Source organism: Pseudorhodobacter sp. (assembly GCF_034675685.1).
Lineage (GTDB): Bacteria > Pseudomonadota > Alphaproteobacteria > Rhodobacterales > Rhodobacteraceae > Pseudorhodobacter.
This window is the reverse complement of sequence record NZ_JAUCDA010000002.1, coordinates 80712-106550: the sequence shown is the minus strand read 5'-3', so window position 1 is coordinate 106550 and position 25839 is coordinate 80712. Positions and strand designations below refer to the sequence as shown.

The window sequence follows — 25839 nt, the reverse complement described above, 5'->3', positions numbered from 1 at the left end:
CCACTCTTTCGGGTGGCCCCATTTCCGATTTTCCCAAAGGTCTTTGCCAATGTCCTCAGCCGTCTATACCGCCCGCATCGAAAAACTCCGCGACAGAATGCGCGAAACTGTCACCGATCTGGTCGCCGTCGGCCCGTCGCGCCACATGACATGGTTGACCGGCATTGACCCGCATGGCGATGAACGCCCGGTGCTGTTCGTCGTGTCGCAAAGCTGGGCGGGCTTTTTGATGCCGGGTCTGAATGTGGATTCCGTGCGCCAACACACCGACCTGCCAATGATTCCGTGGAGCGATGCCGAAGGCCCGGCAGCCGCATTGGCCCAGGTTCTGGCCAAGACCGGCGTGACCACGCCCACGCCATCCCTGGTGCTGGATGAAACCATGCGTACCGATTTTTCGCAGCTTTTGTTGCGGGCGCTGCCCGGCGCGCATCATCGCTTTACCGAAGATACGGTGGGCTGGTTGCGCGCCCGCAAGGGGGCCGATGAATATGCCCTTCTCAAGGCCAGCGCCCTGCTGAACGACCGCGCCTGCAAGGCGGCCATTGCCGCGCTTCGCCCCGGCGTAACCGAGCGTGAGATTGCCGATGTGGTCAAACAGACCTATGCGGCGGCAGGTGCCACGCCTGAATTTACCCTGATCTGTTTTGGTGCAAACGGCGCGTTTCCGCATCACCATACCGGCGACAGCGTGCTTGGCCCCAATGATCCGGTGCTGATTGACATCGGCGGGCGGCTGAACGGCTATCCCAGCGATATGACCCGCGTGGCGCATATGGGCGAACCCTCGGCAGAGTTTCGCAAGGTTCATGCCGTGCTGGAGCGTGCAGTTCAGGCCGCCGTCGCCGCTGCAAAGCCCGGTGTTGCCGCAAAGATGGTCGATCATGCCGCGCGATCCGTGATCGCTGAGGCGGGCTATGGTGACTATTTCTTGCACCGCACCGGACATGGCCTTGGCCTCGACGTGCATGAACCCCCTTTTATCACAGGCAATAGCGAACAAATTCTGGCCGAATCTAACGTGTTCTCGATAGAGCCGGGCATCTATCTTGCGGGCAAATTCGGTATTCGCCTGGAAGAAGTTGTTATCATCCGCAACGGCCGCGCCGAGATTCTGTCAGAGTTGAGCCGGGATATTGCACAGTGAGCCATGCCTTGAACGTGATTGCGATCCTGGGCTGATCTTATGGGGGTCGTGAAACAAGAGAAGGCTTGGCGTTCAACGTACACTATCACGGCCGCAACCAGCCATTCCCTTCCAAACTTCCCCCTTGCCCTCTTCTGCCCATCCTTCTATACGAACCCATCCAGCGATTCCGGGCCTCCGGATTCGGTGGTCTATCATTGACTCCATCGGGATCAGGGTAACCCTCACGGGCCCTCCGATGATGTGAAAAAAGGAACAGACGCACATGGCCAAGAAAGCCACGGCAAAGACCTCGAAAGGCGCGACCACCAACGCGGCTTCCGAGTTGAAAACAAAGACGCCAGACCAGCTGCGCGACAGCCTGATTGCGTTGAAGAAAGAAGCTTTCAACCTGCGCTTTCAGCAGGCTACCGGACAGCTTGAGAATACCGCGCGTATGCGCAGCGTCCGTCGTGACGTTGCCCGTATCATGACGGTGTTGAACCAAAAGGCGGCTGAAGCCGCCATCGCGAATTAAGGAGCCTGAAATATGCCCAAACGCATCCTGCAAGGCACCGTAACCGGCGACCAGAACAACCAGACCATCACGGTTTCGGTTGAGCGTCGCTTCAAGCACCCATTGCTGCAAAAGACTGTTCGTAAGTCCAAGAAGTACCGGGCGCATGACGCAAACAACCAATTCAAGGTTGGCGACTCTGTTCGGATTGAAGAGTGTGCGCCAATATCGAAAACGAAACGCTGGACGGTGGTTCTGGACGCGTGAGCGCCAAGCCATCTTTAGCCCATTTACGAAACCCTGGGGATGAGCCCCAAAGGTCGGGAGAAACCAAATGATCCAGATGCAGACCAACCTGGATGTTGCTGACAATAGCGGCGCGCGCCGTGTGCAGTGCATCAAGGTTTTGGGCGGCTCGCACCGCCGGTATGCTTCGGTCGGCGACATTATTGTAGTGTCGGTGAAAGAAGCCATTCCGCGCGGTCGTGTGAAGAAGGGTGACGTGCGTAAAGCCGTTGTCGTTCGCACCGCCAAAGAAGTCCGTCGTGAAGATGGCACCTCAATCCGTTTTGACCGCAATGCTGCCGTCATCTTGAACAACCAAGGTGAACCCGTTGGTACCCGTATTTTCGGGCCAGTGGTACGCGAGCTGCGCGCGAAGAACTTCATGAAGATTATCTCGCTGGCTCCGGAGGTGCTCTGATGGCTGCGAAACTTAAAACAGGCGACAAGGTCGTCGTGCTGACCGGCAAGGACAAAGGGAAAGAGGGCGAGATTTCGTCTGTGAACCCCGAGGCCGGCAAGGCAATCGTGGATGGTATCAACATGGCCATCCGTCACACCAAGCAAAGCCAGGGCTCGCAGGGTGGTCGCATCTCGAAACCGATGCCGATCCAATTGTCGAACCTTGCGCTGATTGATGCGAATGGCAAAGCAACCCGCGTTGGCTTCCGTATGGAAGATGACAAGAAGGTCCGTTTTGCCAAGACCACGGGGGATGTTATCTGATGCTGGACCAGGCAAATTACACCCCGCGTCTGAAGGGCATTTTCAAGGACACAATCCGTCCTGCCATGAAAGAAGAATTCGGCTACAAGAACGACATGATGATTCCGCGTCTGGACAAGATCGTGATCAACATGGGCGTTGGTGAAGCTGTAAAAGACACCAAGAAAGTGAAAAAGGCGGCTGAAGAGCTGACCCTGATCGCTGGTCAAAAGGCTGTCATCACCCATGCCAAGAAATCCATTGCTGGTTTCCGCGTTCGTGAAGAAATGCCGCTTGGCTGCAAAGTGACTTTGCGCGGCGACAAAATGTACGAATTCCTTGACCGTCTTATCACCATCGCCCTGCCGCGCGTGCGCGACTTTCGCGGTGTGAAGCCGACCTCGTTTGACGGTCGTGGCAACTATGCCATGGGCCTGAAAGAACAGATCGTGTTCCCGGAAATCAACTTCGACCAGGTGGACGAAGTTCTGGGTATGGACATCATCATCTGCACCACCGCGAAAACCGACGCGGAAGCGAAGGCATTGTTGAAGAATTTCAACATGCCCTTCACAGCGTAAGCGGGAGGAATAGAGATATGGCTAAGAAATCAATGGTTAACCGCGAAGTGAAGCGCGCAAAGCTGGTCGCGCGTGATGCGTCCAAGCGCGCCGCACTGAAAGAGGTTATCAACAATCAAGAGCTGCCAATGGAAGATCGCTTCAAGGCGACCCTGAAGCTGGCATCGCTGCCCCGCAACGGTTCGGCTGTGCGTTTGCACAATCGGTGCCAGCTGACGGGCCGCCCGCATGCGTATTACCGCAAGCTTAAACTTTCGCGCATCATGCTGCGTGATCTGGCCTCGTTCGGTCAGATCCCCGGCATGGTCAAATCCAGCTGGTAAGGAGGTCGCATAATGATGATGAACGATCCTCTCGGCGATATGCTGACGCGCATCCGCAATGCGCAGATGCGTGGCAAATCGACCGTTAAAACGCCAGCTTCCAAGCTGCGCGCATGGGTTTTGGATGTGTTGGCCAATGAAGGCTACATCCGTGGTTATGAGAAAGTCGAGACCCCAGACGGTCAGGGCGAAATCACAATCAGCCTGAAATACTTTGAAGGCACGCCGGTCATTCGTGACCTGAAGCGCGTCTCCAAGCCGGGCCGCCGGGTTTATTTGGGCGCGCAGGCTATCCCCTCGGTCCGTAACGGCCTTGGTGTCTCAATCGTCTCCACGCCCAAGGGCGTCATGTCCGATGCAGCTGCACGCTCCGCCAATGTTGGTGGCGAAGTGCTCTGCACCGTGTTCTGAGGAGGGCAAGATGTCTCGTATTGGTAAAAAACCGGTAGAGCTGCCCAAGGGCGTTTCCGCGTCCCTGTCCGGCCAGACCATCGAAGTCAAAGGGCCGAAAGGCACCCGTACCTTTGGTGCGACCGATGACGTTACGATCACGATCGAAGACAATGTGGTGACGGTAACCCCGCGCGGCATGTCCAAACGTGCGCGTTCGCAGTGGGGTATGACCCGGAAGCAGATCGAAAATCTGGTGACAGGCGTGACCACCGGCTTCAAGAAAGAGCTTGAAATTCAGGGTGTTGGTTACCGTGCCTCAATGGCCGGCAATGTTCTGAAACTGTCGCTTGGCTATAGCCATGACGTGAACTTTGAAGTTCCCGACGGCGTGACAGTGACGGCTCCGAAGCAAACCGAAATCATTGTGGAAGGCATTGACCAGCAGGTTGTTGGTCAGGTCGCTGCGAATATCCGTGAATGGCGCAAGCCCGAGCCCTACAAGGGCAAAGGCATCCGCTACAAGGGTGAATTCGTATTCCGCAAAGAAGGCAAGAAGAAGTAAGGGGCGTAAAAATGGCGAACACAAAACGACAGTTGTTCCTCAAGCGCCGCTTGCGCGTACGGAACAAGATCAAGGCGATGGCAAACGGGCGTGCGCGCTTGTCTGTGCATCGGTCCAGCAAGAATATCAGCGTCCAGCTGATCGACGACGTGAATGGCGTTACTTTGGCCGCAGCTTCGACCCTCGAAAAGGATCTGGGCTTTGTGGGCAAGAACAACGTCGAAGCGGCGGCGAAAGTTGGGGCGGCGATTGCCGAGCGGGCTAAAAAGGCCGGGATTGAAAATGTCTATTTCGATCGTGGCGGCTTCCTCTTTCACGGCAAGATCAAGGCTTTGGCCGATGCTGCCCGTGAAGGTGGCCTGAAGTTCTGATACCGGCGGGTGGCGTTCGCGCCACCCCGATGATCCGGGGGCTTTGCCCACCAGGATTGGTTCATATGGCGCGAAACCCGCGCACGATACGAGGAATGCCTAATGGCAAGAGAAGATAACCGTCGGGACAATCGCGGTGGCCGCGACGAAACCCCGGAATTCGCAGATCGTCTGGTTGCGATCAATCGCGTGTCCAAAACTGTAAAAGGCGGTAAGCGCTTTGGTTTCGCAGCCCTCGTGGTTGTTGGTGACCAAAAAGGCCGCGTTGGGTTTGGCAAGGGCAAAGCCAAGGAAGTGCCGGAGGCCATTCGCAAGGCAACCGAAGCTGCCAAGCGTCAGATGATCCGTGTGCCGTTGAAAGACAGCCGCACGCTGCACCATGACATGGAAGGCCGCCATGGCGCGGGCAAAGTCGTCATGCGCACAGCCGTTGCGGGTACGGGCATCATTGCCGGTGGTCCGATGCGTGCCGTGTTTGAAATGTTGGGCCTGCAGGACGTGGTGGCGAAATCCATCGGGTCGCAGAACCCCTATAACATGATCCGCGCCACGATGGATGGCCTGAAGCAAGAAACCAGCCCCCGTCAGGTTGCACAGCGTCGCGGCAAAAAAGTTGCCGAGATTCTGGGCACCCGGTCCGAGGCCCCTGCTGAAACCGTGGAGGCGTGATCATGGCTGATACCAAAAAGACTATCGTCGTAAAGCAGATCCGTTCTGCCGCACGCCGCCCCGCAATTCAGACCGCGACCCTGAAAGGGCTGGGCCTGAACAAGATGAACCGCACCCGCGAATTGGAAGATACCCCTTCCGTGCGCGGCATGGTCAACAAGATTTCGCATCTTGTTGAGATCATCGAAGAGCGTGGCTGAATAGGGGCGGTGGGTTTTTGCCCATCTTACCCAAGAGATGAGCGCCCCGTGGGAAACTGCGGGGCGTTTTTTGTTGTTGTTCCCGTTGACGGGGGCGTCAAAGAGAAGCAAGACTTGTTAATCTTTCTTAATAAGAGTTTAACATGAGTCGCGTTCTTACATTCTTTTTCGCTTCACTTTTTGCGTTGCCCGTTGCCGCCGCCGAGGTGATGCATCTGCCCCAAATATCCATTGAGGCTCCTGAGCACGGTGGAGGCTGTCGTAAAAGCTCTCCTCCCGGCAAGTGCTGCCATATGCAAAAGTCCACAGGTAAAGTGCATTGCCACTAGACCCTTTCTGGTAGGGGCTTGAATGCTCGGGGCGTTCCCTCTATACGCCCCCAGTGGCCCCTCTATAGCCACAAGAATCAACAAGAAACGCCGTGTTTGGCCGCTCCCGTCGCTGGGGGTCACATCCGGCAATAGGAGAAGCGACATGAAGCTTAATGAACTTTCCGACAACGAAGGCGCGGCCAAGAAGCAAAAGCGCAAAGCGCGCGGGCCGGGCTCGGGCAAGGGTAAAACCGCTGGCCGTGGTATCAAGGGCCAGAAATCGCGTTCGGGCGTGGCGATTGGTGGGTATGAAGGCGGGCAAATGCCGCTCTATCGTCGTCTGCCAAAGCGTGGCTTTACCAAGCCGAATGCAAAGCATTATGCCGTTGTGAACCTGGGCCTGATCCAGAAATTCATCGACCTTGGCAAGCTTGATATCAAGGCAGACATCACCGAAGACGCAATCATCGCGGCCGGTGTGACCAAGCAAAAGCTGGACGGTATCCGCGTTTTGGCCAAGGGTGAACTGAAAGCCAAAGTGACGCTGATCGTTACCGGCGCTTCGGCATCGGCAATTGACGCGGTGGCAAAGGCCGGCGGTAGCCTGTCGGTCAAGGCATCTGGTGCGGCTGCGGCTGAATAAGAGGTTGTGAGCCGCCTCAAGACGGCTTACATCTCGTCCTAGTTTTCTCGCGCCGCCGACCGGAAAACGGTTTGGCGGCGCTTCCTTTAGCGCCTGTGGAGAAATTTAACCATGGCATCAGCTGCGGAACAAATGGCGGCAAACTTAAGCTGGGGGGCGCTGGGTAAGGCGACCGACCTGCGCCAACGCATCTTTTTCACGATTGGTCTGCTGATCGTTTACCGGATCGGCACCTATATTCCGGTGCCGGGCATTGACGGTACGGCCCTGAAAAACTTCATGGCGGAAATCAGCGGCGGCATTGGTGGCATGTTGAACATGTTCACTGGTGGCGCGATTTCACGGATGGGGATTTTCGCGCTGGGGATCATGCCCTATATCTCGGCCTCGATCATCGTTCAGCTATTGACGGCGATGGTGCCGCGGCTGGAGCAGTTGAAGAAAGAAGGCCAGCAGGGCCAGAAAAAGATCAACCAATACACGCGCTACGGCACGGTGGCCCTTGCCACGGTCCAATCCTATGGCATCGCGGTCAGTTTGCAGAGCGGCGATCTGGTGTCCAATCCGGGGCTGTATTTCATTGCGTCCTGCATGATTACACTGGTCGGCGGCACGATGTTCTTGATGTGGCTGGGTGAGCAGATCACCGCACGCGGCATCGGCAACGGTATTTCGCTGATTATCTTCGTTGGCATTGTGGCGGAAATTCCGGCGGCTTTGGCGCAGTTCTTCTCACAAGGTCGGTCGGGGGCTTTGTCGCCAGCGGTGATTGTGGGCGTGCTGATCATGGTCGTGGTTGTGATTGCCTTTGTGGTGTTCATGGAGCGGGCCTTGCGCAAGATCCATATTCAGTACCCACGCCGACAGGTTGGCATGAAGGTCTATGATGGCGGGTCGAGCCACTTGCCGGTCAAGGTGAACCCGGCAGGCGTTATTCCGGCAATCTTTGCGTCAAGCTTGCTGCTGTTGCCAATGACCATTTCAACCTTTTCGGGGGCGCAGACCGGGCCGATCATGTCGACCATTCTGGCCTATTTTGGCCCCGGTCAACCGCTGTATCTGTTGTTCTTTGTGGCGATGATCGTGTTCTTCGCGTATTTCTATACGCATAACGTCGCCTTCAAGGTGGATGATGTCGCCGAGAACCTGAAAAGTCAGAATGGGTTTGTTCCGGGTATACGCCCCGGAAAGAAGACCGAGGAATATCTGGAATATGTGGTGAACCGCGTGTTGGTTCTGGGGTCTGGTTATCTTGCGCTGGTTTGTTTGTTGCCAGAGATTTTGCGGCACCAACTGGCGATTCCCTTTTACTTTGGCGGGACCTCGGTTCTGATTGTGGTGTCGGTGACGATGGATACGATCAACCAGGTGCAATCGCATTTGCTGGCCCATCAATATGAAGGGCTGATTGAAAAATCCAATCTGCGTGGCAAAAAACGGGGCAAAGCGGCGCCCTCGCGGCGGTAAAGAGGGGCTTTATGGCGAATATCATCCTATTGGGCCCGCCCGGGGCTGGCAAAGGCACCCAAGCAAAGCGCTTGGTAGAGGGGCGCGGCATGGTGCAACTTTCCACCGGCGATATGCTGCGTGAGGCGAAAACCTCGGGCTCCGAGATGGGGCGCAAAGTTGCCGCCGTGATGGCGCGCGGCGAGTTGGTGACGGATGAGATCGTGATCGGTCTGATCCAGGAAAAGTTGACCGGACATGCCGGTGGCGGGTTTATCTTTGATGGATTCCCGCGGACTCTGGCGCAAGCCGATGCCCTGGGCGCCCTGTTGGCCGAAATGGGCCAGAGCCTTGACGCCGTGATAGAGATGAAGGTGGATGATGCCGCCTTGGTCGCGCGGATCACCGGGCGCTATACATGCGGCGGCTGTGGGGCGGTATACCATGATCAGGCCCGCCCAACCAAGGTGACTGATGTGTGTGACGAGTGTGATTCGACAAATATGGTGCGGCGCGCCGATGATACCGAAGATGCGTTGCGCACGCGTTTGCTGGAATATTACAAGAAAACCTCGCCGTTGATCGGCTATTATCACGCCAAAGGCGCGCTCACCTCGGTGGATGGGCTGGCGGAGGTGGCTGTCGTGGCTGCGGCTATTTCGAAAGCGCTTGGCGCAGCACCTTAATCCTGCCTCTCGCCCTTGACGGGCGGGGCAAAACCCCCTACTGAACAGCGTCCCGCAGGGGAATCGTTTCGGCCTTTGGGTATCCATAAATCGTAAACGAAAACATCAGGGGCGGATACGCCGCCCTTGGGTTGTGAAAAAAGGTTCTGGTATGACGGAACCGCAACGAAAGGAAGCGCGCGTGGCTCGTATTGCTGGCGTAAACATTCCGACGGGGAAACGTGTCCCCATCGCATTGACCTATATCACCGGGATCGGTTCCCACAGCGCAGAGATGATCTGCGAGGCTGTCGGCATTGACCGCACCCGTCGCGTGAATGAGCTTTCGGATGCCGAAGTGCTTGCGATCCGCGAACATATCGACGCGAATTTTACTGTTGAGGGCGACCTGCGCCGCGAAACATCCATGAACATCAAGCGTTTGATGGATCTTGGCTGCTACCGTGGTCTGCGCCATCGTCGTGGCTTGCCGGTTCGCGGTCAGCGGACACACACCAACGCTCGTACCCGCAAAGGCCCTGCTAAGGCCATTGCCGGCAAGAAGAAATAAGGGGGCGTTGAATAATGGCACGCGATAAGACCCGTATGAAGCGCAAGGAACGCAAGAACATCGCCGCTGGCGTTGCGCATGTGAATTCCTCGTTCAACAACACAAAAATCCTGATCTCTGACGTTCAGGGTAACGCGATTTCCTGGTCCTCCTCGGGCACCATGGGCTTCAAGGGGTCGCGCAAGTCGACACCTTACGCAGCCCAGATGGCGGCTGAGGATGCAGCACGCAAGGCGCAAGAGCATGGCGTGAAAACGCTGGAAGTCGAAGTGCAAGGCCCCGGTTCGGGCCGCGAATCCGCGCTGCGCGCCTTGGCCGCAGCCGGTCTGAACATCACGTCGATTCGTGATGTGACGCCGATGGCACATAACGGCTGCCGCCCGCCAAAGCGCCGCCGGGTTTAAGATTTATCTATCCTGCCGGGCCGGGCGCTGCATGCGCGCGGCCCGGTTTTGGGCATTTCTACATCCTCGGGCGTCGACTGCTTAGGGACATGGGCAGAAGACAGGTATGGAGGCTATTCGCATGATCCACAAAAATTGGGCCGAACTGATCAAACCGACGCAGCTGGTGGTTAATCCCGGCCCGGACGCGTCGCGCACGGCAACTGTGATCGCAGAACCGCTGGAGCGTGGCTTTGGCCTGACGCTGGGCAACGCGCTGCGCCGCGTCTTGATGTCGTCGCTGCAAGGCGGGGCCATCACCTCGGTACAGATCGACAACGTCTTGCACGAATTCTCGTCGGTTGCGGGTGTGCGTGAAGACGTAACGGACATCGTCTTGAACCTTAAGGGCGTCAGCCTGCGGATGGAAGTCGAAGGGCCAAAGCGCCTGTCGATTTCAGCCAAAGGTCCAGGCGTTGTGACGGCTGGCGATATTTCGGAATCGTCGGGGATTGAGGTTCTGAACAAGGACCATGTGATCTGTCACCTCGACGATGGGGCTGACGTGTTTATGGAACTGACCGTAAACACCGGCAAAGGCTATGTCTCTGCAGACAAAAACCGCCCCGAAGATGCGCCAATCGGGCTGATTCCGATTGATGCAATTTATTCGCCGGTGAAAAAAGTGTCTTACGAAGTGCAGCCGACCCGTGAAGGTCAGGTGTTGGACTATGACAAACTGACGATGAAGATCGAAACCGATGGCAGCCTGACGCCGGAAGATGCTGTGGCCTATGCCGCGCGTATTTTGCAAGATCAGCTGTCAATCTTTGTGAACTTCGACGAGCCGGAATCGGCGACACGGTCGGATGTGGATGACGGGCTGGAATTCAACCCGCTGCTGCTGAAGAAAGTGGATGAGCTGGAGCTTTCGGTTCGCTCTGCGAACTGTCTGAAGAATGACAATATCGTTTATATCGGCGATTTGATTCAAAAGACCGAAGCCGAGATGCTGCGCACGCCGAACTTTGGCCGCAAGTCCCTGAATGAAATCAAGGAAGTGCTGTCTGGTATGCAGTTGCATCTGGGCATGGATGTCGAGGACTGGCCGCCAGAAAACATCGAGGATCTGGCAAAGCGGTTCGAAGACCAGTTTTAAGAATAAGGTGCGCTGAAGGAAACCTTGCAGGGGATTCAGCGCATCACTCCAAATGCCCGGATGTTCCGGGGAAACTATGGGCAAAACGCCCCAAGGTGAGCGGCCCATCCGAGGGCTGCCGGACAAAGCAAAACGCGACTTTAGGAGATATAAAATGCGTCACGCCCGTGGTTACCGCCGTCTGAACCGTACACATGAACACCGCAAGGCGCTGTTCGCCAACATGTGCGGCTCGCTTATCGAACATGAGCAGATCAAGACCACTTTGCCCAAGGCAAAGGAATTGCGTCCGATCATTGAAAAGCTGATCACACTGGCAAAGCGCGGCGATCTGCATGCCCGCCGTCAGGCTGCTGCCCAGTTGAAGCAAGATCAATATGTTGCGCGTCTGTTCGAAATTCTCGGCCCGCGCTACAAAGAGCGTCAGGGTGGCTATGTGCGCGTGTTGAAAGCTGGTTTCCGCTACGGTGATATGGCGCCAATGGCGATTATCGAGTTTGTAGATCGTGACCCCAATGCCAAGGGTGCTGCCGATAAGGCGCGGGTGGCTGCTGCGGATCTTGCCGAAGATTAAGGCCTGCTACCCATGAGGAATACAAGGCTCGCCATGACTGGCGGGCCTTTTTTGTTTCACCCTTGCCAAGGCTTTCCCCTTTTTGTTGACCGTTGTAAACGCAATCTTAATGAAGGTGCTGGCACACAGCTCTATATGTATTTAGGGTTGAGCAGAATCTAGAAAGGCTCTGTTAAGGTTGATGTCGTTAGAAAAAAGGCTTGCAGACTTGTACAGTGAACTTACTCAGCTTGCGCCGGGGGGGTATACAGTTGGGCTGCATATCCGCTTCGCCTCGCCTTTGGTCTATAGCAGCACCTACCCATCCGATTGGGTGGAATATTACAACATGAACTCTTATTATTTACGCGACCCTTTGGTTTTTTGGGGAATTGGCACAGCCGGTACGACGCGCTGGAGCGAGATTCCATTGCCCGATCCTTTTGGTGTTTTGAAAAAAGCTGCCGCCCATGGTCTGCTCTATGGTGCGGTGTCTTCATACGGCCCGGTTACATCTCGTTCCATCGTCGGCGTCAGCCGCGCAGACAGGGAGCTGTTGGATGCAGAGCTGGAAATCCTGTCGGATATTACGGCGCGTCTGCATATCGAGGCCAAGCCACCTTCTGAACTGACAAAAGCACAAATAGAGGCGTTGCAATGCATCGCCAATGGGGACCGCCACACTGCTGCCGCAGCTAAACTAGGGATCTCGGAAAGTGCCTTCAAGGCGCGCCTCACATCGGCGCGGCTAAGACTTGAGGCGCGAACCACATCCGAAGCGCTACGCAAAGCGCGAGAATATCGACTGCTTTAGGAGTGTAAGGCTCCCCTCTGACCGGTTCCAAACCCCAGAAGGAGCACTGAAATGGAAGTTACTACACTCTCTTACGAGAACCTGCACAATCATGGCGAACTGTTTGCAAACATGTTTCGGGCACGTCATCGTACGTTTATCGTTCAAAACAAATGGGATCTTCCTGAAGCCAATGGAATGGAGTTCGACCAATATGATACACCTGCCAGCCGCTGGGTCGCGGTGCATCAGGCGGGCGAGGTCTTGGCTGGGGTCCGGTTGACGCCGACAACCCATCGTTGCGGGATTTATTCCTATATGATTCGCGACGCACAAGAAGGATTGCTGGAGACGATCCCGCCAAACCTGCTGTTTGAAAAGGCGCCAGTCGAAGACCATGTGTGGGAAAGCAGCCGGGTGTTTGTAAGCGAAGTCGTTCCGGCGAGTCTGCGGCTGCGTGTGCAGATGCAATTGATCCATGAAATGGTCATCTCGGCGCGGCGATTGGGCGCAACTTCGGTGCTCGGCCTCATCCCCGAGAACTCTCCGCGGTTGGCCCGGCGTGTTGGGCTGGATTGTGTGGCCGCTGGTCCAGTGATGGATATTGGTGGCATGAAAAGTGTGTGTGTAAATATCAACATGTCGACAAAGATGCACTAAGCGGCAAGCCGTTAATCTGTTGCAGCACCGCCGCCGATACCGCATATCGACGGCGGGCACTGCGTCAAGGAGACCTTATGAGGATTATAAACCACTTGATCGTGGCGCTGGCTGTGTGCCTTTTGCCAATGACGACGAATGCGCAAACGGTTCCGGCGTCACGGGATGAGATCGGGCTGTCTTTTGCCCCCTTGGTTCGACAGGCGGCACCGGCTGTGGTCAACATTTATGCCAAGCGCATTGTCGAGGGCCGAGAAAGCCCGTTTGCTGGTGACCCGTTTTTCAGTCAGTTTTTCCAGGATTTCGGCAAGCCAACCGCGCGGGTCCAGAACTCGCTTGGCTCTGGCGTGATTCTGGGGGCTGACGGTTTGGTCATGTCGAATTTTCACGTTGTCGGTGAGGCAACGGATATTCGCGTCGTTCTGACAGATCGACGAGAGTTCACGGCCAAGGTGATTTTGGCGGATGAAGAAAGCGACCTTGCGCTGCTGAAACTGGAGGGCGCGGCCGACCTGCCGTTTTTGGCGTTGCGCGACAGTGATGATGTCGAAGTGGGTGAGTTGGTGCTGGCGATCGGCAACCCTTTTGGCGTGGGTCAAACCGTTTCAAGCGGTATCATCTCGGGTCTTGCGCGGTCCTCGGCGTCGCTTGGACGTGGCTATTTTATTCAAACAGATGCGCCGGTGAACCCCGGAAATTCGGGCGGCGCGCTGGTTGATATGGCGGGGCGTCTGATCGGCATCAACTCGGCTATCATCACGAAATCCGGTGGATCGAATGGCGTAGGCTTTGCGATCCCGGCGGATCTGGTGGCGCAAGTGATGGTGCAGGCCGCGATGGGGAATGACCGTTTTATCCGACCTTGGGCGGGTGTTTCCGGCCAGGCGGTGGATGCCCAGATGGCCGAGGCCCTGGGCATTGATCGCCCGGTCGGGATTGTGCTGGATGAATTGCACCCCGATAGCCCCTTTGGCCAGGCGGGGCTGGTTCCGGGGGACGTTATTATTCGGCTGGACGGTGCGGATGTGAACAGCCCGCAAGAGGTGATGTTTCGGCTTGCGGTGGCGGGTATCGGCAAACGGGTTGCGGTGGTCTATGTCCGGGGGGGCGCAGAAAATACTGCGCAGGTGGTTCTGAGTGCGGCACCGCAGTCAGATAGCCGGATGGATATGGATATCACTACGGGTGGCTTGGCCGGTCTGTCTGTCGCACAGATTGACCCGGCTTTGATCGTTGCGCTGGACTTGCCGCTGTCTGCGCAAGGGGTGGTGATTACTGCGGTTGAAGGGCCGCTTGCGCGGTCGGGCATGGCGGTGGGCGACATCATCCTTGGAGTCAACGGCAGGCAGGTCAAGACCGTTGAGGATATACGCGCCAGTGCTGCGGCGGGCGGGCGGGGCTGGTCGGTTGATCTGTTGCGGGGCGGGCAAGTGTTGCGGCTTCGGTTTCGGTTGTGATGGTGCTTTCTATGCCGTGCAGGACAGCGTAAACTGGCCGCATGAGCGATCTTTTTGACCAGACACCGCGCGACAAAGCTGAGGGCAAAGCCGAAGGGCCGCGCCCGCTGGCAGATCGTTTGCGCCCGCGCAAGCTGTCGCAGGTGATCGGCCAGGCCAAGGTTTTGGCCCCGGATGGCCCGTTGGGGGCGATGCTGGGGGCCGGTTCCTTGTCGTCCTTGGTTCTGTGGGGGCCGCCGGGGGTGGGCAAGACCACAATCGCGCGCCTGTTGGCGGATGAGACTGATCTGGCCTTTGTGCAGATATCGGCGATTTTTACCGGCGTGCCGGAACTGCGCAAAATGTTTGAGACGGCCAAGATGCGGCGACAAAACGGGCGCGGGACGCTGTTGTTTGTTGATGAGATTCATCGCTTCAACAAGGCACAGCAAGACGGATTTTTGCCTTATATGGAGGATGGCACCATCCTTTTGGTGGGGGCCACCACTGAAAACCCCAGCTTTGAGCTGAACGCGGCGCTTCTGTCACGCTCACAGGTGATTGTGCTGGAGCGGCTGTCGCTGACCGAATTGGAACTTCTGGCGCAACGGGCCGAAAAAGAGCTGAACCGCGCGCTGCCGCTGAAAGGCGAGGCGCGCGAAGCGATGCTGGAGATGGCCGATGGTGATGGCCGGGCGCTGTTGAACCTGATTGAGCAGGTGACGGCGTGGAAGCTGGACGGGCATTTGACCCGCGATCAGCTTTCCCAGCGGTTGATGCGACGGGCGGCGAAATATGACAAATCGGGTGAGGAGCATTACAATCTGATTTCGGCCCTGCACAAATCGGTGCGCGGCTCGGACCCGGATGCAGCGCTTTATTGGTTCGCGCGGATGTTGGAGGGGGGCGAAGATCCGCGGTTTCTGGCCCGCCGCATCACCCGTATGGCGGTGGAAGATATTGGTTTGGCCGACCCACAAGCGCAAGAGATTTGCTTGCAGGGCTGGCAAACCTATGAGCGTTTGGGCAGCCCCGAGGGAGAGTTGGCACTGGCGCAGGCGGTGGTTTATCTTGCGCTGGCGCCGAAATCCAACGGGGTTTATGTGGCCTATAAGGCCGCGCGTGCGGCGGCCAGACAAACCGGGTCGGAACCACCACCAAAGCATATTCTGAATGCGCCGACGAAGATGATGAAAGACATCGGCTATGGCGCGGGCTATGCCTATGACCACGATGCCGAGGATGGGTTTTCGGGGCAAAACTACTTTCCCGATGCGATGAAGCGCCCGGTTTGGTACATGCCACCCGAACGCGGGTTTGAGCGGGAACTGAAAAAGCGGATCGACTATTTTGCCAAGCTGCGCGCCAAGCGGCGGGACGGCTGAAGCGTTTCGGATGCGGCAGGGCGCGTTTGGCCTTGTCTGGTTGACAAAACCTGCCATCACGACCAGATAGCGCGGATGATCATGACCTTGCTTCAAGTTGCCCTTGGTGGCGCCATCGGTGCGTCCGTTCGCTATCTGACCAATGTCGCAGTCATGCGCGGCATCGGGCCGGGGCTTCCCTATGGAACCCTGATTGTAAATGTCGCGGGGTCGTTTCTGATGGGGGCACTGGTTGTACTGTTGGCCCAGAAAAGTGGCACGCGGTTTGCACCGTTTTTGATGACGGGCGTTTTGGGCGGGTTCACGACGTTTTCAGCCTTTTCACTTGATGCGTTCACCCTTTGGGAACGCGGACAGGTGGCGCTTGCCGGCGCCTATGTGGCCGGATCGGTTGTATTTTCCATCATCGCACTGGTTTTTGGTGTGATGACAATGCGAGGGATACTGGCATGAGCGATGTGAAGTTGCTGACTGTTTCTGTGGATGAGGGCGAACAGCGGCTGGACCGTTGGTTCAAACGCCGCTTTCCGCATCTGACGCAAGGCGCTGTGGAAAAGATGTGCCGGACAGGTCAGGTTCGTGTCAATGGCGGCCGGGTAAAGGCGTCTGACAGGGTTGCACCCGGTGCCGAAATCCGGGTGCCGCCTTTGCCAACCGGCGATGCGCCGTCGCGGCCTGCCAAGGATGGCGTTTCTGCCGCTGATACCAAGATGATTCAGAATTGCGTGGTGTTCAAGGATGACCATCTGATCATCATCAACAAGCCGCCGGGGCTGCCCAGTCAAGGTGGCTCGGGGCAGGGCGATCGGCATGTTGATGGGCTGACCGAGGCGCTGAAATTTGGCTATAAGGACCGGCCCAAGCTGGTTCACCGCCTCGACAAGGATACCTCGGGGCTGCTTATGCTGGCGCGAACCGACCGGGTTGCGCGAGCCCTGTCCGAGGCGTTGCGCCACCGCGCCACCCGCAAGATCTATTGGGCGGCGGTGGCGGGCGTGCCGAATCCGCGCAAAGGCTCGATCAAATACGGGTTGATGAAGGCTGGGGGCCGTGGCCGTGGCGGCGAAGGCGAAAAGATGATCTGTATTCACCCCGCCAAAATGGCGGATTACCCCGATGCCAAGCGCGCCCATACTGATTTCTTCGTGCTGTGGTTCCTCGGCTCCCGCCTGTCATGGATGGCGCTGGAGCCGGTGACGGGCCGCACCCATCAGTTGCGCGCCCATATGGCCGAATTGGGCCATCCTATTCTTGGCGATGGGAAATACGGCGGCTCGGGTGTGGAAAATCAGGGCGATGGGTGGGGCGCGTCGATTGGGGGTGAGATCAGCAAAAAGCTGCATCTGCACGCGCGATCCCTGACGATTGAGCACCCGATCACCAAAAAGATGATGACGTTTATCGCGCCCTTGCCCGACCATATGGAACGGACGTGGAAATCGCTGGATTGGGGGGTGAATGACGTACCCGCCGACCCGTTCGGGGGCGATGCATGAGCGGTTGGGCACCAAAACGATTTTGGAAACAGGCCGAGGTGGTCGCGGCCGAGAATGGATTTACCGTCTCGCTTGACGGGCGCGCGTTGAAGACCCCGGCCAAAACCGCGTTTTGGGTGCCCACGGCCGCTTTGGCCGAGGAGGTTGCCAAGGAATGGCAGGCCCAGGAAAGCAAGATCAAGCCTGAAACCATGCCCTATACGCGAACGGCGAATTCTGCGCTGGACAAGGTTTATCCGCAGTTTTCGGCCGTGGCTGATATGCTGGCGGGGTATGGCGGATCTGATCTTTTGTGTTACCGCGCCGTGGCACCGCAAGAGCTGGTCGCACGCCAGCACACAGCCTGGACCCCGTTGCTCGAATGGACAAAGGCAGAATTTGGCGCAGAACTTTCGGTCGTACAGGGTGTCATGCCGGTTGCGCAGCCCGAAAACTGTCTGCGCGCCTTGTCACAGGCCGTGCACAGCCTTAGCCCGTTTCAGCTTGCGGCCTTTCACGACCTTGTGGCGATTTCTGGATCTTTGGTGATCGGGTTGGCAATTGCGCGGGGGCATATTTTGCCCGATGTGGGCTTTGACCTGTCACGGATTGATGAAAACTGGCAGATCGAATTTTGGGGCCATGACGAAGAAGCCGCCGAATCTGAGGCGCTTAAGCGCGAAGGCCTGCGGCATGCGGCGCGATTCCTTGCATTGTGTGGGTAACAATATTGCCCAAATTGTCAGCTATCCGACGGGTTCTTGCATCAATCCATGTCTAAACGACCAAAAATCCATATTCTTGCGTTTGACGGCGGGTTGCACTTGACCTTTGAAAGCGGTTCGGACGAAACTGCCCTACACTGAGGAGGGGACCCCTCAATCAGTTTCGCCTCGTCTGCGGGGCAAGGGAGAAATAATTCCACCTGAAAATGGGTGGGCAATCAGGAAGAGGTAATCAATGAAAAAAACCGTATTCGTCGGAGCAATGACCGCCGCCGCAACTCTTGTCGCTGGTGCGGCATCCGCGACTGTTTTGGAAGAAGTAAAAGCCCGCGGTGAATTGAACTGCGGCGTGTCAACCGGCGTGAATGGCTTTTCGGCCCCGGATTCGGCGGGCGAGTGGCAGGGCTTTGACGTGGCCATCTGCCGCGCTGTCGCCGCCGCAGTGTTGGGCGACCCGAAAAAGGTCAAATTCACCAGCACAACAGGTCAGACCCGCTTCACCGCGCTTGCCTCGGGTGAAATCGACATTCTGGCCCGGAACACAACCTGGACCATGAGCCGTGACGCCGACCTGAAATTCACCTTTGTCGGCATCAACTACTATGATGGTCAGGGCTTTATGGTGAACAAGGCGCTGGGTGTTACCTCGGCCAAGGAACTTGACGGCTCTACCGTTTGTATCCAGACCGGCACCACGACCGAGTTGAACCTTGCCGACTATTTCAAGACCAACAACATGAGCTATGAGCCGGTTCCGATTGAAACCAACGCCGAAGCGCAGCAGCAGTATCTTGCCGGTGCCTGCGACGTTTACACCACCGACGCATCGGGCCTTGCCGCGACACGTGCAACCTTTGCTGATCCGGAAAACCACGCGATTCTGCCGGAAATCATTTCCAAAGAGCCGCTGGGGCCGTTGGTTGCCCATGGTGATGACCAGTGGGCTGATATCGCGCGCTGGACAATGAACGCGTTGGTTGCAGCAGAAGAGCTGGGCATCACCTCAGCCAATATCGAAGAGCTTGCCAAAGGCACGGCGAACCCGGAAATCAACCGTATGCTCGGTTCTTCGGATGATGATCTGGGCGCCATGATTGGCTTGGATAAGGAATGGGCCAAGCGGGCAATCATGGCCGGTGGCAACTATGGCGAAGTCTTTGCGACCAATATCGGTGAATCGACTCCGATCGGTCTGGCACGCGGCTTGAACGCGCTGTGGACCCAGGGTGGTTTGCAGTATTCCCCGCCCTTCCGGTAAGGCGCGGCGATAGAAAAGGGCGCACCATAGGTGCGCCCTTTTTCAACCAATTAGCAAATCTGACGGATGCGCGGCTAAACCCGAACCGTATCAGAGCGCGAAAAAGCGCCAGATCAGATGCAGGGAGAATTATAAATGGCGATGACGTCTGAGAATTCGGGCAGCTCTTTTCGGTTGAGTATGCTCATTTACGACACACGCTACCGATCCATTACGATCCAGATCGTGTTTCTATTTCTGTTCATGGCCGGATTTGCCTGGCTGGTGGACAATACGCTGACCAACCTTGCCAGCAAGGGCAAGGACATTGATTTCGGCTTTCTCGGCATGCGCGCCGGTTATGATATCAACCAGCGCTTGGTTGATTATACCAATGACAGCACCCATACGCGGGCGTGGATTGTCGGCCTGCTGAACACGTTGATTTTGGCCGCCTGCGCCTGTTTCACCGCCACCGTGATCGGTGTGATTGCCGGTGTTTTGCGCCTGTCGAAAAACTGGATCGTCTCAAAGATGATGGCGATCTATGTGGAGATTTTTCGCAACGTGCCGCTCTTGCTGTGGATCATCGTGATCTTTGCGGTATTGACCGAGGTTACTCCGGCGCCAAATGCGTTTCGCGGCGATGATGCCACCGCTTCAATGTTTCTGTTCGACTCCGTGGCGATCACCAACCGCGGCACTTATATTCCTGCCCCCTTGTTCAGCCGCAGTCTGGGTGAGATGAACCTTGGATTGCTGTCTGTCAGCTCCAATTTTCTGGTTCTGCTGCTGATTTTGATCGGCAGCATTTGGGGTTACCGGGCGCTGCAAGGCCATGCGACACAAATACAGCAATCGACGGGCGATCGTCCGGTGACGTGGTGGAAATCGCTGCTGATCCTTGTGGCCCCCATGTTGATTGCCCTGATTGCGATGGGGTTTCATCTGGAATACCCGGTGCTGAAAGGCTTCAACTTTCAGGGCGGCGGCTATATGCGCAACTCATTCATTGCAATGTGGTTGGCGCTTACGCTGTACACCGGGGCTTTCATTGCCGAGAACGTGCGCGCCGGTATTCTGGCCATATCAAGCGGTCAGACCGAGGCGGCCTATGCACTGGGTATGCGGCCAAACCGCACGATGAAACTGGTGATCTTGCCCCAAGCCTTGCGGGTCATCATTCCGCCGCTGATTTCGCAATATCTGAACATCACCAAGAACACCTCGCTGGCGCTTGCTGTGGGTTACATGGATCTGCGGGCCACGCTGGGCGGCATCACGCTGAACCAGACCGGACGAGAGCTGGAAGCCATGTTGTTGATGATGCTGACATATCTGGCCATCAGCCTGCTGATTTCGGGCGGGATGAACATCTACAACAATTCCGTCAAGCTGAAGGAGCGTTGAGATGAGCGATACACATAGCGAAACCATTCCATATGTGCGTGAAACCATGCTTGCACAAAAAGCACCGCCCAGCAGCCAAGTGGGCCCGGTGCGGTGGCTCCATGAAAACCTGTTTTCCAGCCCGTTGAATATTGGCCTGACCCTGCTTGGTGTCTTTGTCGTTTACTTTCTGGTCCTTCATCTTGGCCCTTGGTTCATGAATTCCATCTGGAATGCCAATTCGCTGACTGAATGCCGAGAGATATTGGCGGGTGCAAGCGGGGCCTGCTGGGGGGTTATCAAAGACCGTTGGCATCAGTTGATCTATGGCTTTTACCCACCAGAGGCCTATTGGCGCGCAACGCTGGCCTTTGTGTTGATGTTGGTGGCCTTTGCGCCGATCCTGTTTGCCGCCGTGCCGCGCAAGATGCTGTGGTTTTCGGCAATCTTTCCGGGGCTGGCCTTCTGGCTGATCTGGGGGGGCAGCATCTGGCACGCGGTCTTTGCGATGCTTGGCTTGGTGATTGGCTATGGCGTGTTTATGGTCTTGCAGCGCGTTTCGGCGCTGATTGCGGCCATTGCTGCCGTTGTTGCGCCGGTACTGTGGTGGCTGTTTTTGACCGGCCCAATGGCCGAGTTCATGGCCAAACTGGCCCCGATCTGGCTGATGCCCGTCAAATCGGATGAGCTGGGTGGCTTTATGATCTCGATCATCATCGGGGTGACGGGTATTGCGCTGTCGCTGCCAATCGGGGTGTTGCTGGCCCTTGGGCGACAGTCTGATATGCCGTTGGTGAAATGGATCTGCGTCGGATTTATTGAATTTATCCGGGGCGTGCCGCTGATCACCTTGCTGTTCACCGCCAGTCTTTTGCTCAATTACTTCCTGCCGCCGGGCACCAACTTTGACATAGTCTTGCGGGTTATCATCATGGTTACGCTGTTCGCCGCGGCTTATATGGCCGAGGTGGTGCGTGGGGGCTTTGCCGCCTTGCCGCGCGGCCAGTATGAGGCGGCGGATGCGCTTGGCCTTGATTACTGGAAGTCACAGCGGCTTATTTTGCTGCCGCAGGCGCTGAAAATCTCGATCCCGGGGATCGTGAACACCTTTATCGGGCTGTTCAAAGATACCACGCTGGTTGTCTTTATCGGTATTCTGGACCCGATTGGCCTGTCCAATGCGATCCGCGCCGACAGCAACTGGAACGGGATTGTGTGGGAGCTGTACGGCTTCATCGCACTTTGTTTCTTCATCTTCTGTTTCGGCATGTCCCGGTATTCGCAATACCTTGAAGGCAAGCTGAAAACTGATCACCGCTAAGGGAGGGCGCTATGTCAAACGCCGCTACAGACCGTCAAGTCGATCGCAGCCAAATGCAGGTAAGCGATGAGGTCGCCATTCAGATTTCGAACATGAACAAGTGGTACGGCACATTCCATGTGCTGCGCGACATTGATCTGACCGTAAACCGGGGAGAGCGTATTGTTATCGCGGGCCCGTCGGGATCGGGCAAATCAACGCTGATCCGCTGTATCAACCGGCTGGAGGAACATCAGCAAGGCCAGATCATTGTTGATGGAACCGAGCTGACCTCGGATTTGAAAAACATCGACAAGGTTCGGTCCGAGGTGGGGATGGTGTTTCAGCACTTTAACCTGTTCCCGCATCTGACCATTCTGGAAAACCTGACTTTGGCCCCGATCTGGGTGCGCAAGACCCCCAAGCGCGAGGCCGAAGAAGTTGCGATGCATTACCTCAACAAGGTAAAAATCCCTGAGCAGGCGCATAAATATCCGGGGATGCTCTCGGGGGGGCAGCAGCAGCGCGTGGCGATTGCGCGCTCTTTGTGCATGAAGCCGCGCATCATGCTGTTTGATGAACCGACATCGGCGCTGGACCCCGAGATGATCAAGGAAGTGCTTGATACGATGATCGAGCTGGCCGAGGAAGGCATGACCATGCTGTGTGTGACGCATGAGATGGGCTTTGCGCAGGCGGTCGCGAACCGGGTTATCTTTATGGATCAGGGTCAGATTGTGGAACAGAACAACCCACATGACTTTTTCAACAACCCGCAATCTGATCGCACAAAGCTGTTCCTGAGCCAGATTCTGGGCCACTGAAACAGGAGAGGGGGGGGGCATTTGCCCCCCCCCCCGTCTTTCACCGCGTCCGTTTTTCGGGTGGGATGTTTTCAGGCATATGCTGCAATCGCGCCAAACGGATCATGTGTAGGGTCTTGGTCTTTGGTGCCTGCGCATGATCAATCTGCGTTAAGCGCGCGCCTGTTTTGGTCTGCACTCAACCCAGTTTTGATTGAGTGCCCCGATTTTGATCGAGTGCAATGCGCTTCAGGCCATGATTTCGCGTGGAATAATGAAATCCAGCGCGGCGCCGGTGCCAAAGCCTGCATCGCTCCAATCGTCTATCGGAAATTCTAGAACCAGAGTGGCCCCGGTTGGGTAGCGTTGAAAGTCGGGGTTGGTGGGGGCGCGGGTCACCAAGCGGTTCGCAAATTCGGCAATGCCGGGATTATGCGCAATGATCATCACCGTATCGGCCGTAGCATGACGCAGCACAGCCAGCATCACATCAACCCCGGCATTGTAGAGCGTGGATTTCAGCGTGGCCTCGGGGGCATCAGGCAGCGCTGCGCGGATACCCGAATAGGTTTCACGCGTGCGCAGCGCGTCAGAGCACAGCACCTCACCGGGCACATAGCCGCGCGAGGCAAGCCACTGCCCCAGATCGGCAGCGGCACGTTTGCCGCGCTCATTTATCGGGCGGTCATGGTCAGGTGTCCGCGGGTCATCCCAGCTGGATTTGGCGTGGCGTGTCAGGATCAGACGTTTGGTCATTTGTGAAATTGCCTCATGTGATAGGCCGATTGTTCTGGCAGTCTTGCATAGCCTTGGGACAGGGGGCAAGCGCGACGATTGACGCAGCCGAATTTCATGCAATCTGCGCCGTTTGGACTGTCAAGAAAGCGGTGACAGGATGGCAGCTCATAGCCGGCATTGGTCAGGGCCTGCACGGGGCAGGCGGTAAGGCAGGGCTTTGCGGTGCAGCTTGCACAGGGGTTTGGCGGTGGCGGGGGCAGGGCGACCGTTTCGCGCAGGGCCAATGCCCCACGATATGAGGCAAACAAGCCCATCTGATCATGCACCAACAACCGCACCGGGCTATCCCAGGCCCGCCCAGAGCGAAGTGCCCATTGATAAAAGGGCAGCCAAGGCGGGCCACCAAAAGGGAATAGGGCTGTCGCGCCAAGGTCAGCGCCGATCTGGCTGATAACCCGGTAAGACCAGCGGTCGATCGGGTCCGCCGCGCCGCCTTGCCATTCGGGTTGCGCAGTCAGGTGCGGCCAAAACCCCGGCTCATCTGGGCCGATCAACAGCAGGGTTTTCGTGCCTTGCGGCAGATCGGCCTCATCTGTCACCGCAAACCCGCCCATAACGGACAGCCGATGCGGCTTGAGCAGCGCCTCAATCGTGGCAAGCCGGGTCATTCGCTGCGCGGTTTCACCCGCGGCTCTACCGTCGCTGAACGAATAAGCGACCCCGCACCATGATCGGTGAACAGTTCCAGCAAGCAGGCATTCTGAATGCGGCCATCAAGAATGACAACGGCACGAACCCCCTGCTCAATCGCCAGCAAAGCGGTTTCGGTCTTGGGAATCATGCCGCCCGCAATCACGCCCTTTTCTGTCAGATCGCGCACTTCTTCGGGGGTAAGCTGGGTGATTACCTCACCTTCGCTGTTTTTTACGCCCGAAACATCGGTCAGCAGTAGCAAACGGTCGGCTTTCAGCGCGCCGGCAATCGCGCCTGCGGCGGTATCGCCATTCACATTAAAGGTTTCGCCATTGTCGCCGGGCGCAACCGGGGCGACGACGGGAATGATGCCTGCGTTGAACATATCGCGTAGCACCTGCACCCGCATATCGCGGGGCCGCCCGACAAAACCCAGTTCCGGGTCATCATAATCGCAGACCATCAGGTCGTCATCCTTGCCGGAAATCCCCACGGCACGGCCGCCCGCATCATTGATCGCCTGTACAATCCGTTTGTTCACAAGGCCGGACAGCACCATTTCAACCACCTCAACCGTGGCGGCATCCGTCACGCGTTTTCCACGCACGAATTCAGACTTTATTCCAAGCTTTGCCAAAAGGTTGTTGATCATCGGTCCGCCGCCATGCACCACAACCGGATTCACGCCGACCTGCCGCATAAGCACGATGTCTTGGGCAAACTCTTCCATCGCCTCGCTATCGCCCATGGCGTTTCCACCAAATTTGACAACGACAATCGCACCGGAATAGCGCTGCAAATAGGGCAGCGCTTCGTTCAGGGTGCGGGCGGTGGTGATGGAATCGCGCATATTGGCCAACTGCTTTTTCATGACTGGGTTCCCGTTGATGTTTCTTTTGGTAGCGTCTTTGTTCGCGCATGCCAAGGGTGCGCAGCGGTGCTTGTATATGGCGTTCAGAAGCTTAGGTTGGGCGAGGTTTGAACGAGGGATGCACGCATGGCCGAACAAAAGACACTTTTATTGACCGGGGCAAGCCGCGGTATTGGGCATGCGACCGTGAAACGGTTTTCAGCGGAAGGATGGCGGGTCTTAACCTGCTCACGCCATGCGTTCGATTCCCGCTGTCCATGGCCGGGTGGCGAGGAAAACCATATCCAGATTGATTTGGCCGACCCAACCAAGGTAATCGCAGCCATTGAGGCCATAAAAGGCAAGGTCAATGGGCGGCTGGACGCGCTGGTCAATAATGCGGGTATCTCGCCAAAGGGTGAGGGTGGAAAGCGACTGAACACACTTGAAACCGATTTGCACACATGGGGCCATGTGTTCCACGTCAATTTCTTTGCCTCGGTTGTTCTTGCGCGGGGCCTGCAAGCGGAACTGGCGGCGGCGAAAGGTGCAATTGTCAACGTCACGTCTATTGCGGGCGTGCGGGTTCACCCGTTTGCGGGCGCTGCCTATGCCACCTCGAAAGCCGCCCTGGCCGCCCTGACCCGTGAAATGGCGTATGATTTCGGGCCGCTTGGCGTCAGAGTGAATGCGATTGCGCCGGGTGAGGTGGAAACCGCTATCCTGAGTCCGGGAACAGAAAAGATCGTGGATCAACTGCCGCTACGCCGGCTTGGTCAACCGTCAGAGGTGGCGGACGCGATCTGGTTTTTGTGTTCACCGCAATCGAGTTACATTTCCGGAACCGAAATTGAGGTGAACGGTGCGCAACATGTCTAACGCCTTCGATTTTTCT

General features: G+C 56.9%; 34 protein-coding genes. 31 read left to right on the top strand and 3 right to left on the bottom strand.

The window, feature by feature from the left end:
• Positions 1-49: 49 nt before the first annotated feature.
• The 30 genes from VDP61_RS00610 to VDP61_RS00465 all read left to right on the top strand — a co-directional run bounded on the left by VDP61_RS00610 (position 50) and on the right by VDP61_RS00465 (position 22684).
• Positions 50-1147, top strand: coding sequence for a Xaa-Pro peptidase family protein (locus tag VDP61_RS00610; RefSeq protein ID WP_323005008.1), 1098 nt, complete (start codon positions 50-52; stop codon positions 1145-1147).
• A gap of 265 nt (positions 1148-1412) precedes the next feature.
• Positions 1413-1664: a 50S ribosomal protein L29 gene (gene rpmC, locus VDP61_RS00605; protein WP_323005007.1), complete on the top strand. Its 252-nt coding sequence runs from the start codon at positions 1413-1415 to the stop codon at positions 1662-1664.
• 12 nt (positions 1665-1676) lie between these two features.
• On the top strand, positions 1677-1910 hold the full coding sequence (gene rpsQ / locus VDP61_RS00600; RefSeq protein WP_323005006.1) for a 30S ribosomal protein S17: 234 nt from the start codon (positions 1677-1679) through the stop codon (positions 1908-1910).
• A 67-nt stretch (positions 1911-1977) separates the two neighbouring features.
• Positions 1978-2346 carry a 50S ribosomal protein L14 gene (rplN, locus tag VDP61_RS00595; RefSeq protein ID WP_035714274.1) on the top strand — a complete coding sequence of 123 codons (369 nt, stop codon included), beginning with the start codon at positions 1978-1980 and terminating at the stop codon, positions 2344-2346.
• Positions 2346-2651, top strand: coding sequence for a 50S ribosomal protein L24 (gene rplX, locus VDP61_RS00590; protein ID WP_323005005.1), 306 nt, complete (start codon positions 2346-2348; stop codon positions 2649-2651). The genes rplN and rplX overlap by 1 nt, the downstream gene beginning before the upstream one ends.
• Positions 2651-3211, top strand: a complete 561-nt coding sequence (gene rplE / locus VDP61_RS00585; RefSeq protein WP_323005004.1) for a 50S ribosomal protein L5 — start codon at positions 2651-2653, stop codon at positions 3209-3211. The genes rplX and rplE overlap by 1 nt, the downstream gene beginning before the upstream one ends.
• Before the next feature lie 17 nt (positions 3212-3228).
• Positions 3229-3534 carry a 30S ribosomal protein S14 gene (gene rpsN, locus VDP61_RS00580; protein ID WP_323005003.1) on the top strand — a complete coding sequence of 102 codons (306 nt, stop codon included), beginning with the start codon at positions 3229-3231 and terminating at the stop codon, positions 3532-3534.
• A 12-nt stretch (positions 3535-3546) separates the two neighbouring features.
• The gene (rpsH, locus tag VDP61_RS00575; protein WP_323005002.1) at positions 3547-3945 is read left to right on the top strand and encodes a 30S ribosomal protein S8; all 399 of its coding nucleotides are present in this window, start codon (positions 3547-3549) and stop codon (positions 3943-3945) included.
• A gap of 10 nt (positions 3946-3955) precedes the next feature.
• A complete protein-coding gene (gene rplF / locus VDP61_RS00570) occupies positions 3956-4489 on the top strand; it encodes a 50S ribosomal protein L6 (protein WP_323005001.1) in 534 nt (177 codons plus the stop codon).
• Positions 4490-4500: 11 nt separating this feature from the next.
• Complete coding sequence (gene rplR, locus VDP61_RS00565; protein WP_323005000.1) at positions 4501-4860, top strand: 50S ribosomal protein L18; 360 nt, start codon at positions 4501-4503, stop codon at positions 4858-4860.
• A gap of 102 nt (positions 4861-4962) precedes the next feature.
• Positions 4963-5529 carry a 30S ribosomal protein S5 gene (rpsE, locus tag VDP61_RS00560; RefSeq protein ID WP_323004999.1) on the top strand — a complete coding sequence of 189 codons (567 nt, stop codon included), beginning with the start codon at positions 4963-4965 and terminating at the stop codon, positions 5527-5529.
• A gap of 2 nt (positions 5530-5531) precedes the next feature.
• A complete protein-coding gene (gene rpmD, locus VDP61_RS00555; RefSeq protein ID WP_323004998.1) occupies positions 5532-5729 on the top strand; it encodes a 50S ribosomal protein L30 in 198 nt (65 codons plus the stop codon).
• A gap of 474 nt (positions 5730-6203) precedes the next feature.
• Positions 6204-6683: a 50S ribosomal protein L15 gene (gene rplO / locus VDP61_RS00550; RefSeq protein WP_323004997.1), complete on the top strand. Its 480-nt coding sequence runs from the start codon at positions 6204-6206 to the stop codon at positions 6681-6683.
• 111 nt (positions 6684-6794) lie between these two features.
• Complete coding sequence (secY, locus tag VDP61_RS00545; RefSeq protein WP_323004996.1) at positions 6795-8150, top strand: preprotein translocase subunit SecY; 1356 nt, start codon at positions 6795-6797, stop codon at positions 8148-8150.
• An 11-nt stretch (positions 8151-8161) separates the two neighbouring features.
• On the top strand, positions 8162-8815 hold the full coding sequence (locus VDP61_RS00540) for an adenylate kinase (protein WP_323004995.1): 654 nt from the start codon (positions 8162-8164) through the stop codon (positions 8813-8815).
• Between the two features lie 181 nt (positions 8816-8996).
• On the top strand, positions 8997-9365 hold the full coding sequence (rpsM, locus tag VDP61_RS00535; protein ID WP_323004994.1) for a 30S ribosomal protein S13: 369 nt from the start codon (positions 8997-8999) through the stop codon (positions 9363-9365).
• A gap of 14 nt (positions 9366-9379) precedes the next feature.
• On the top strand, positions 9380-9769 hold the full coding sequence (gene rpsK, locus VDP61_RS00530; protein ID WP_050524378.1) for a 30S ribosomal protein S11: 390 nt from the start codon (positions 9380-9382) through the stop codon (positions 9767-9769).
• Between the two features lie 121 nt (positions 9770-9890).
• Positions 9891-10907 (top strand): DNA-directed RNA polymerase subunit alpha, encoded by a 1017-nt coding sequence (locus tag VDP61_RS00525; RefSeq protein WP_323004993.1) that lies wholly within the window; start codon positions 9891-9893, stop codon positions 10905-10907.
• A gap of 154 nt (positions 10908-11061) precedes the next feature.
• Positions 11062-11481 carry a 50S ribosomal protein L17 gene (gene rplQ / locus VDP61_RS00520; RefSeq protein ID WP_323004992.1) on the top strand — a complete coding sequence of 140 codons (420 nt, stop codon included), beginning with the start codon at positions 11062-11064 and terminating at the stop codon, positions 11479-11481.
• 181 nt (positions 11482-11662) lie between these two features.
• Positions 11663-12274, top strand: a complete 612-nt coding sequence (locus VDP61_RS00515; protein ID WP_323004991.1) for a helix-turn-helix transcriptional regulator — start codon at positions 11663-11665, stop codon at positions 12272-12274.
• 51 nt (positions 12275-12325) lie between these two features.
• Complete coding sequence (locus tag VDP61_RS00510) at positions 12326-12913, top strand: acyl-homoserine-lactone synthase (protein ID WP_323004990.1); 588 nt, start codon at positions 12326-12328, stop codon at positions 12911-12913.
• A 77-nt stretch (positions 12914-12990) separates the two neighbouring features.
• Positions 12991-14370: a trypsin-like peptidase domain-containing protein gene (locus VDP61_RS00505; protein WP_415234646.1), complete on the top strand. Its 1380-nt coding sequence runs from the start codon at positions 12991-12993 to the stop codon at positions 14368-14370.
• A 41-nt stretch (positions 14371-14411) separates the two neighbouring features.
• The gene (locus VDP61_RS00500) at positions 14412-15734 is read left to right on the top strand and encodes a replication-associated recombination protein A (RefSeq protein ID WP_323004989.1); all 1323 of its coding nucleotides are present in this window, start codon (positions 14412-14414) and stop codon (positions 15732-15734) included.
• A gap of 75 nt (positions 15735-15809) precedes the next feature.
• The gene (gene crcB / locus VDP61_RS00495) at positions 15810-16187 is read left to right on the top strand and encodes a fluoride efflux transporter CrcB (protein ID WP_323004988.1); all 378 of its coding nucleotides are present in this window, start codon (positions 15810-15812) and stop codon (positions 16185-16187) included.
• Positions 16184-17230, top strand: a complete 1047-nt coding sequence (locus tag VDP61_RS00490; RefSeq protein ID WP_323004987.1) for an RluA family pseudouridine synthase — start codon at positions 16184-16186, stop codon at positions 17228-17230. Before crcB ends, VDP61_RS00490 begins: the two co-directional genes overlap by 4 nt.
• A complete protein-coding gene (locus VDP61_RS00485) occupies positions 17227-17934 on the top strand; it encodes an ATP12 family chaperone protein (RefSeq protein ID WP_323004986.1) in 708 nt (235 codons plus the stop codon). Before VDP61_RS00490 ends, VDP61_RS00485 begins: the two co-directional genes overlap by 4 nt.
• Positions 17935-18169: 235 nt before the next feature.
• The gene (locus tag VDP61_RS00480) at positions 18170-19192 is read left to right on the top strand and encodes an amino acid ABC transporter substrate-binding protein (protein ID WP_323004985.1); all 1023 of its coding nucleotides are present in this window, start codon (positions 18170-18172) and stop codon (positions 19190-19192) included.
• 135 nt (positions 19193-19327) lie between these two features.
• Entirely contained in the window at positions 19328-20581 is a 1254-nt protein-coding gene (locus VDP61_RS00475; protein ID WP_323004984.1) for an ABC transporter permease subunit, read from the top strand.
• Between the two features lies 1 nt (position 20582).
• Positions 20583-21881: an amino acid ABC transporter permease gene (locus VDP61_RS00470; RefSeq protein WP_323004983.1), complete on the top strand. Its 1299-nt coding sequence runs from the start codon at positions 20583-20585 to the stop codon at positions 21879-21881.
• An 11-nt stretch (positions 21882-21892) separates the two neighbouring features.
• Entirely contained in the window at positions 21893-22684 is a 792-nt protein-coding gene (locus tag VDP61_RS00465; protein WP_323004982.1) for an amino acid ABC transporter ATP-binding protein, read from the top strand.
• Positions 22685-22912: 228 nt separating this feature from the next.
• On the opposite strand, the gene VDP61_RS00460 is transcribed toward VDP61_RS00465, so the two are convergent.
• From VDP61_RS00460 to argB, 3 genes are read right to left on the bottom strand one after another with little or no spacing between them, the layout of a single operon-like run.
• The gene (locus VDP61_RS00460) at positions 22913-23419 is read right to left on the bottom strand and encodes a histidine phosphatase family protein (protein ID WP_323004981.1); all 507 of its coding nucleotides are present in this window, start codon (positions 23417-23419) and stop codon (positions 22913-22915) included.
• Positions 23416-24069 carry a ferredoxin gene (locus VDP61_RS00455; protein ID WP_323004980.1) on the bottom strand — a complete coding sequence of 218 codons (654 nt, stop codon included), beginning with the start codon at positions 24067-24069 and terminating at the stop codon, positions 23416-23418. The genes VDP61_RS00460 and VDP61_RS00455 overlap by 4 nt, the downstream gene beginning before the upstream one ends.
• On the bottom strand, positions 24066-24965 hold the full coding sequence (gene argB / locus VDP61_RS00450) for an acetylglutamate kinase (RefSeq protein ID WP_323004979.1): 900 nt from the start codon (positions 24963-24965) through the stop codon (positions 24066-24068). Before argB ends, VDP61_RS00455 begins: the two co-directional genes overlap by 4 nt.
• 126 nt (positions 24966-25091) lie before the next feature.
• On the opposite strand from argB, the gene VDP61_RS00445 reads away from it, so the two are divergent.
• Positions 25092-25823, top strand: coding sequence for an SDR family oxidoreductase (locus VDP61_RS00445; RefSeq protein ID WP_323004978.1), 732 nt, complete (start codon positions 25092-25094; stop codon positions 25821-25823).
• The last annotated feature ends 16 nt before the right edge of the window (positions 25824-25839 follow it).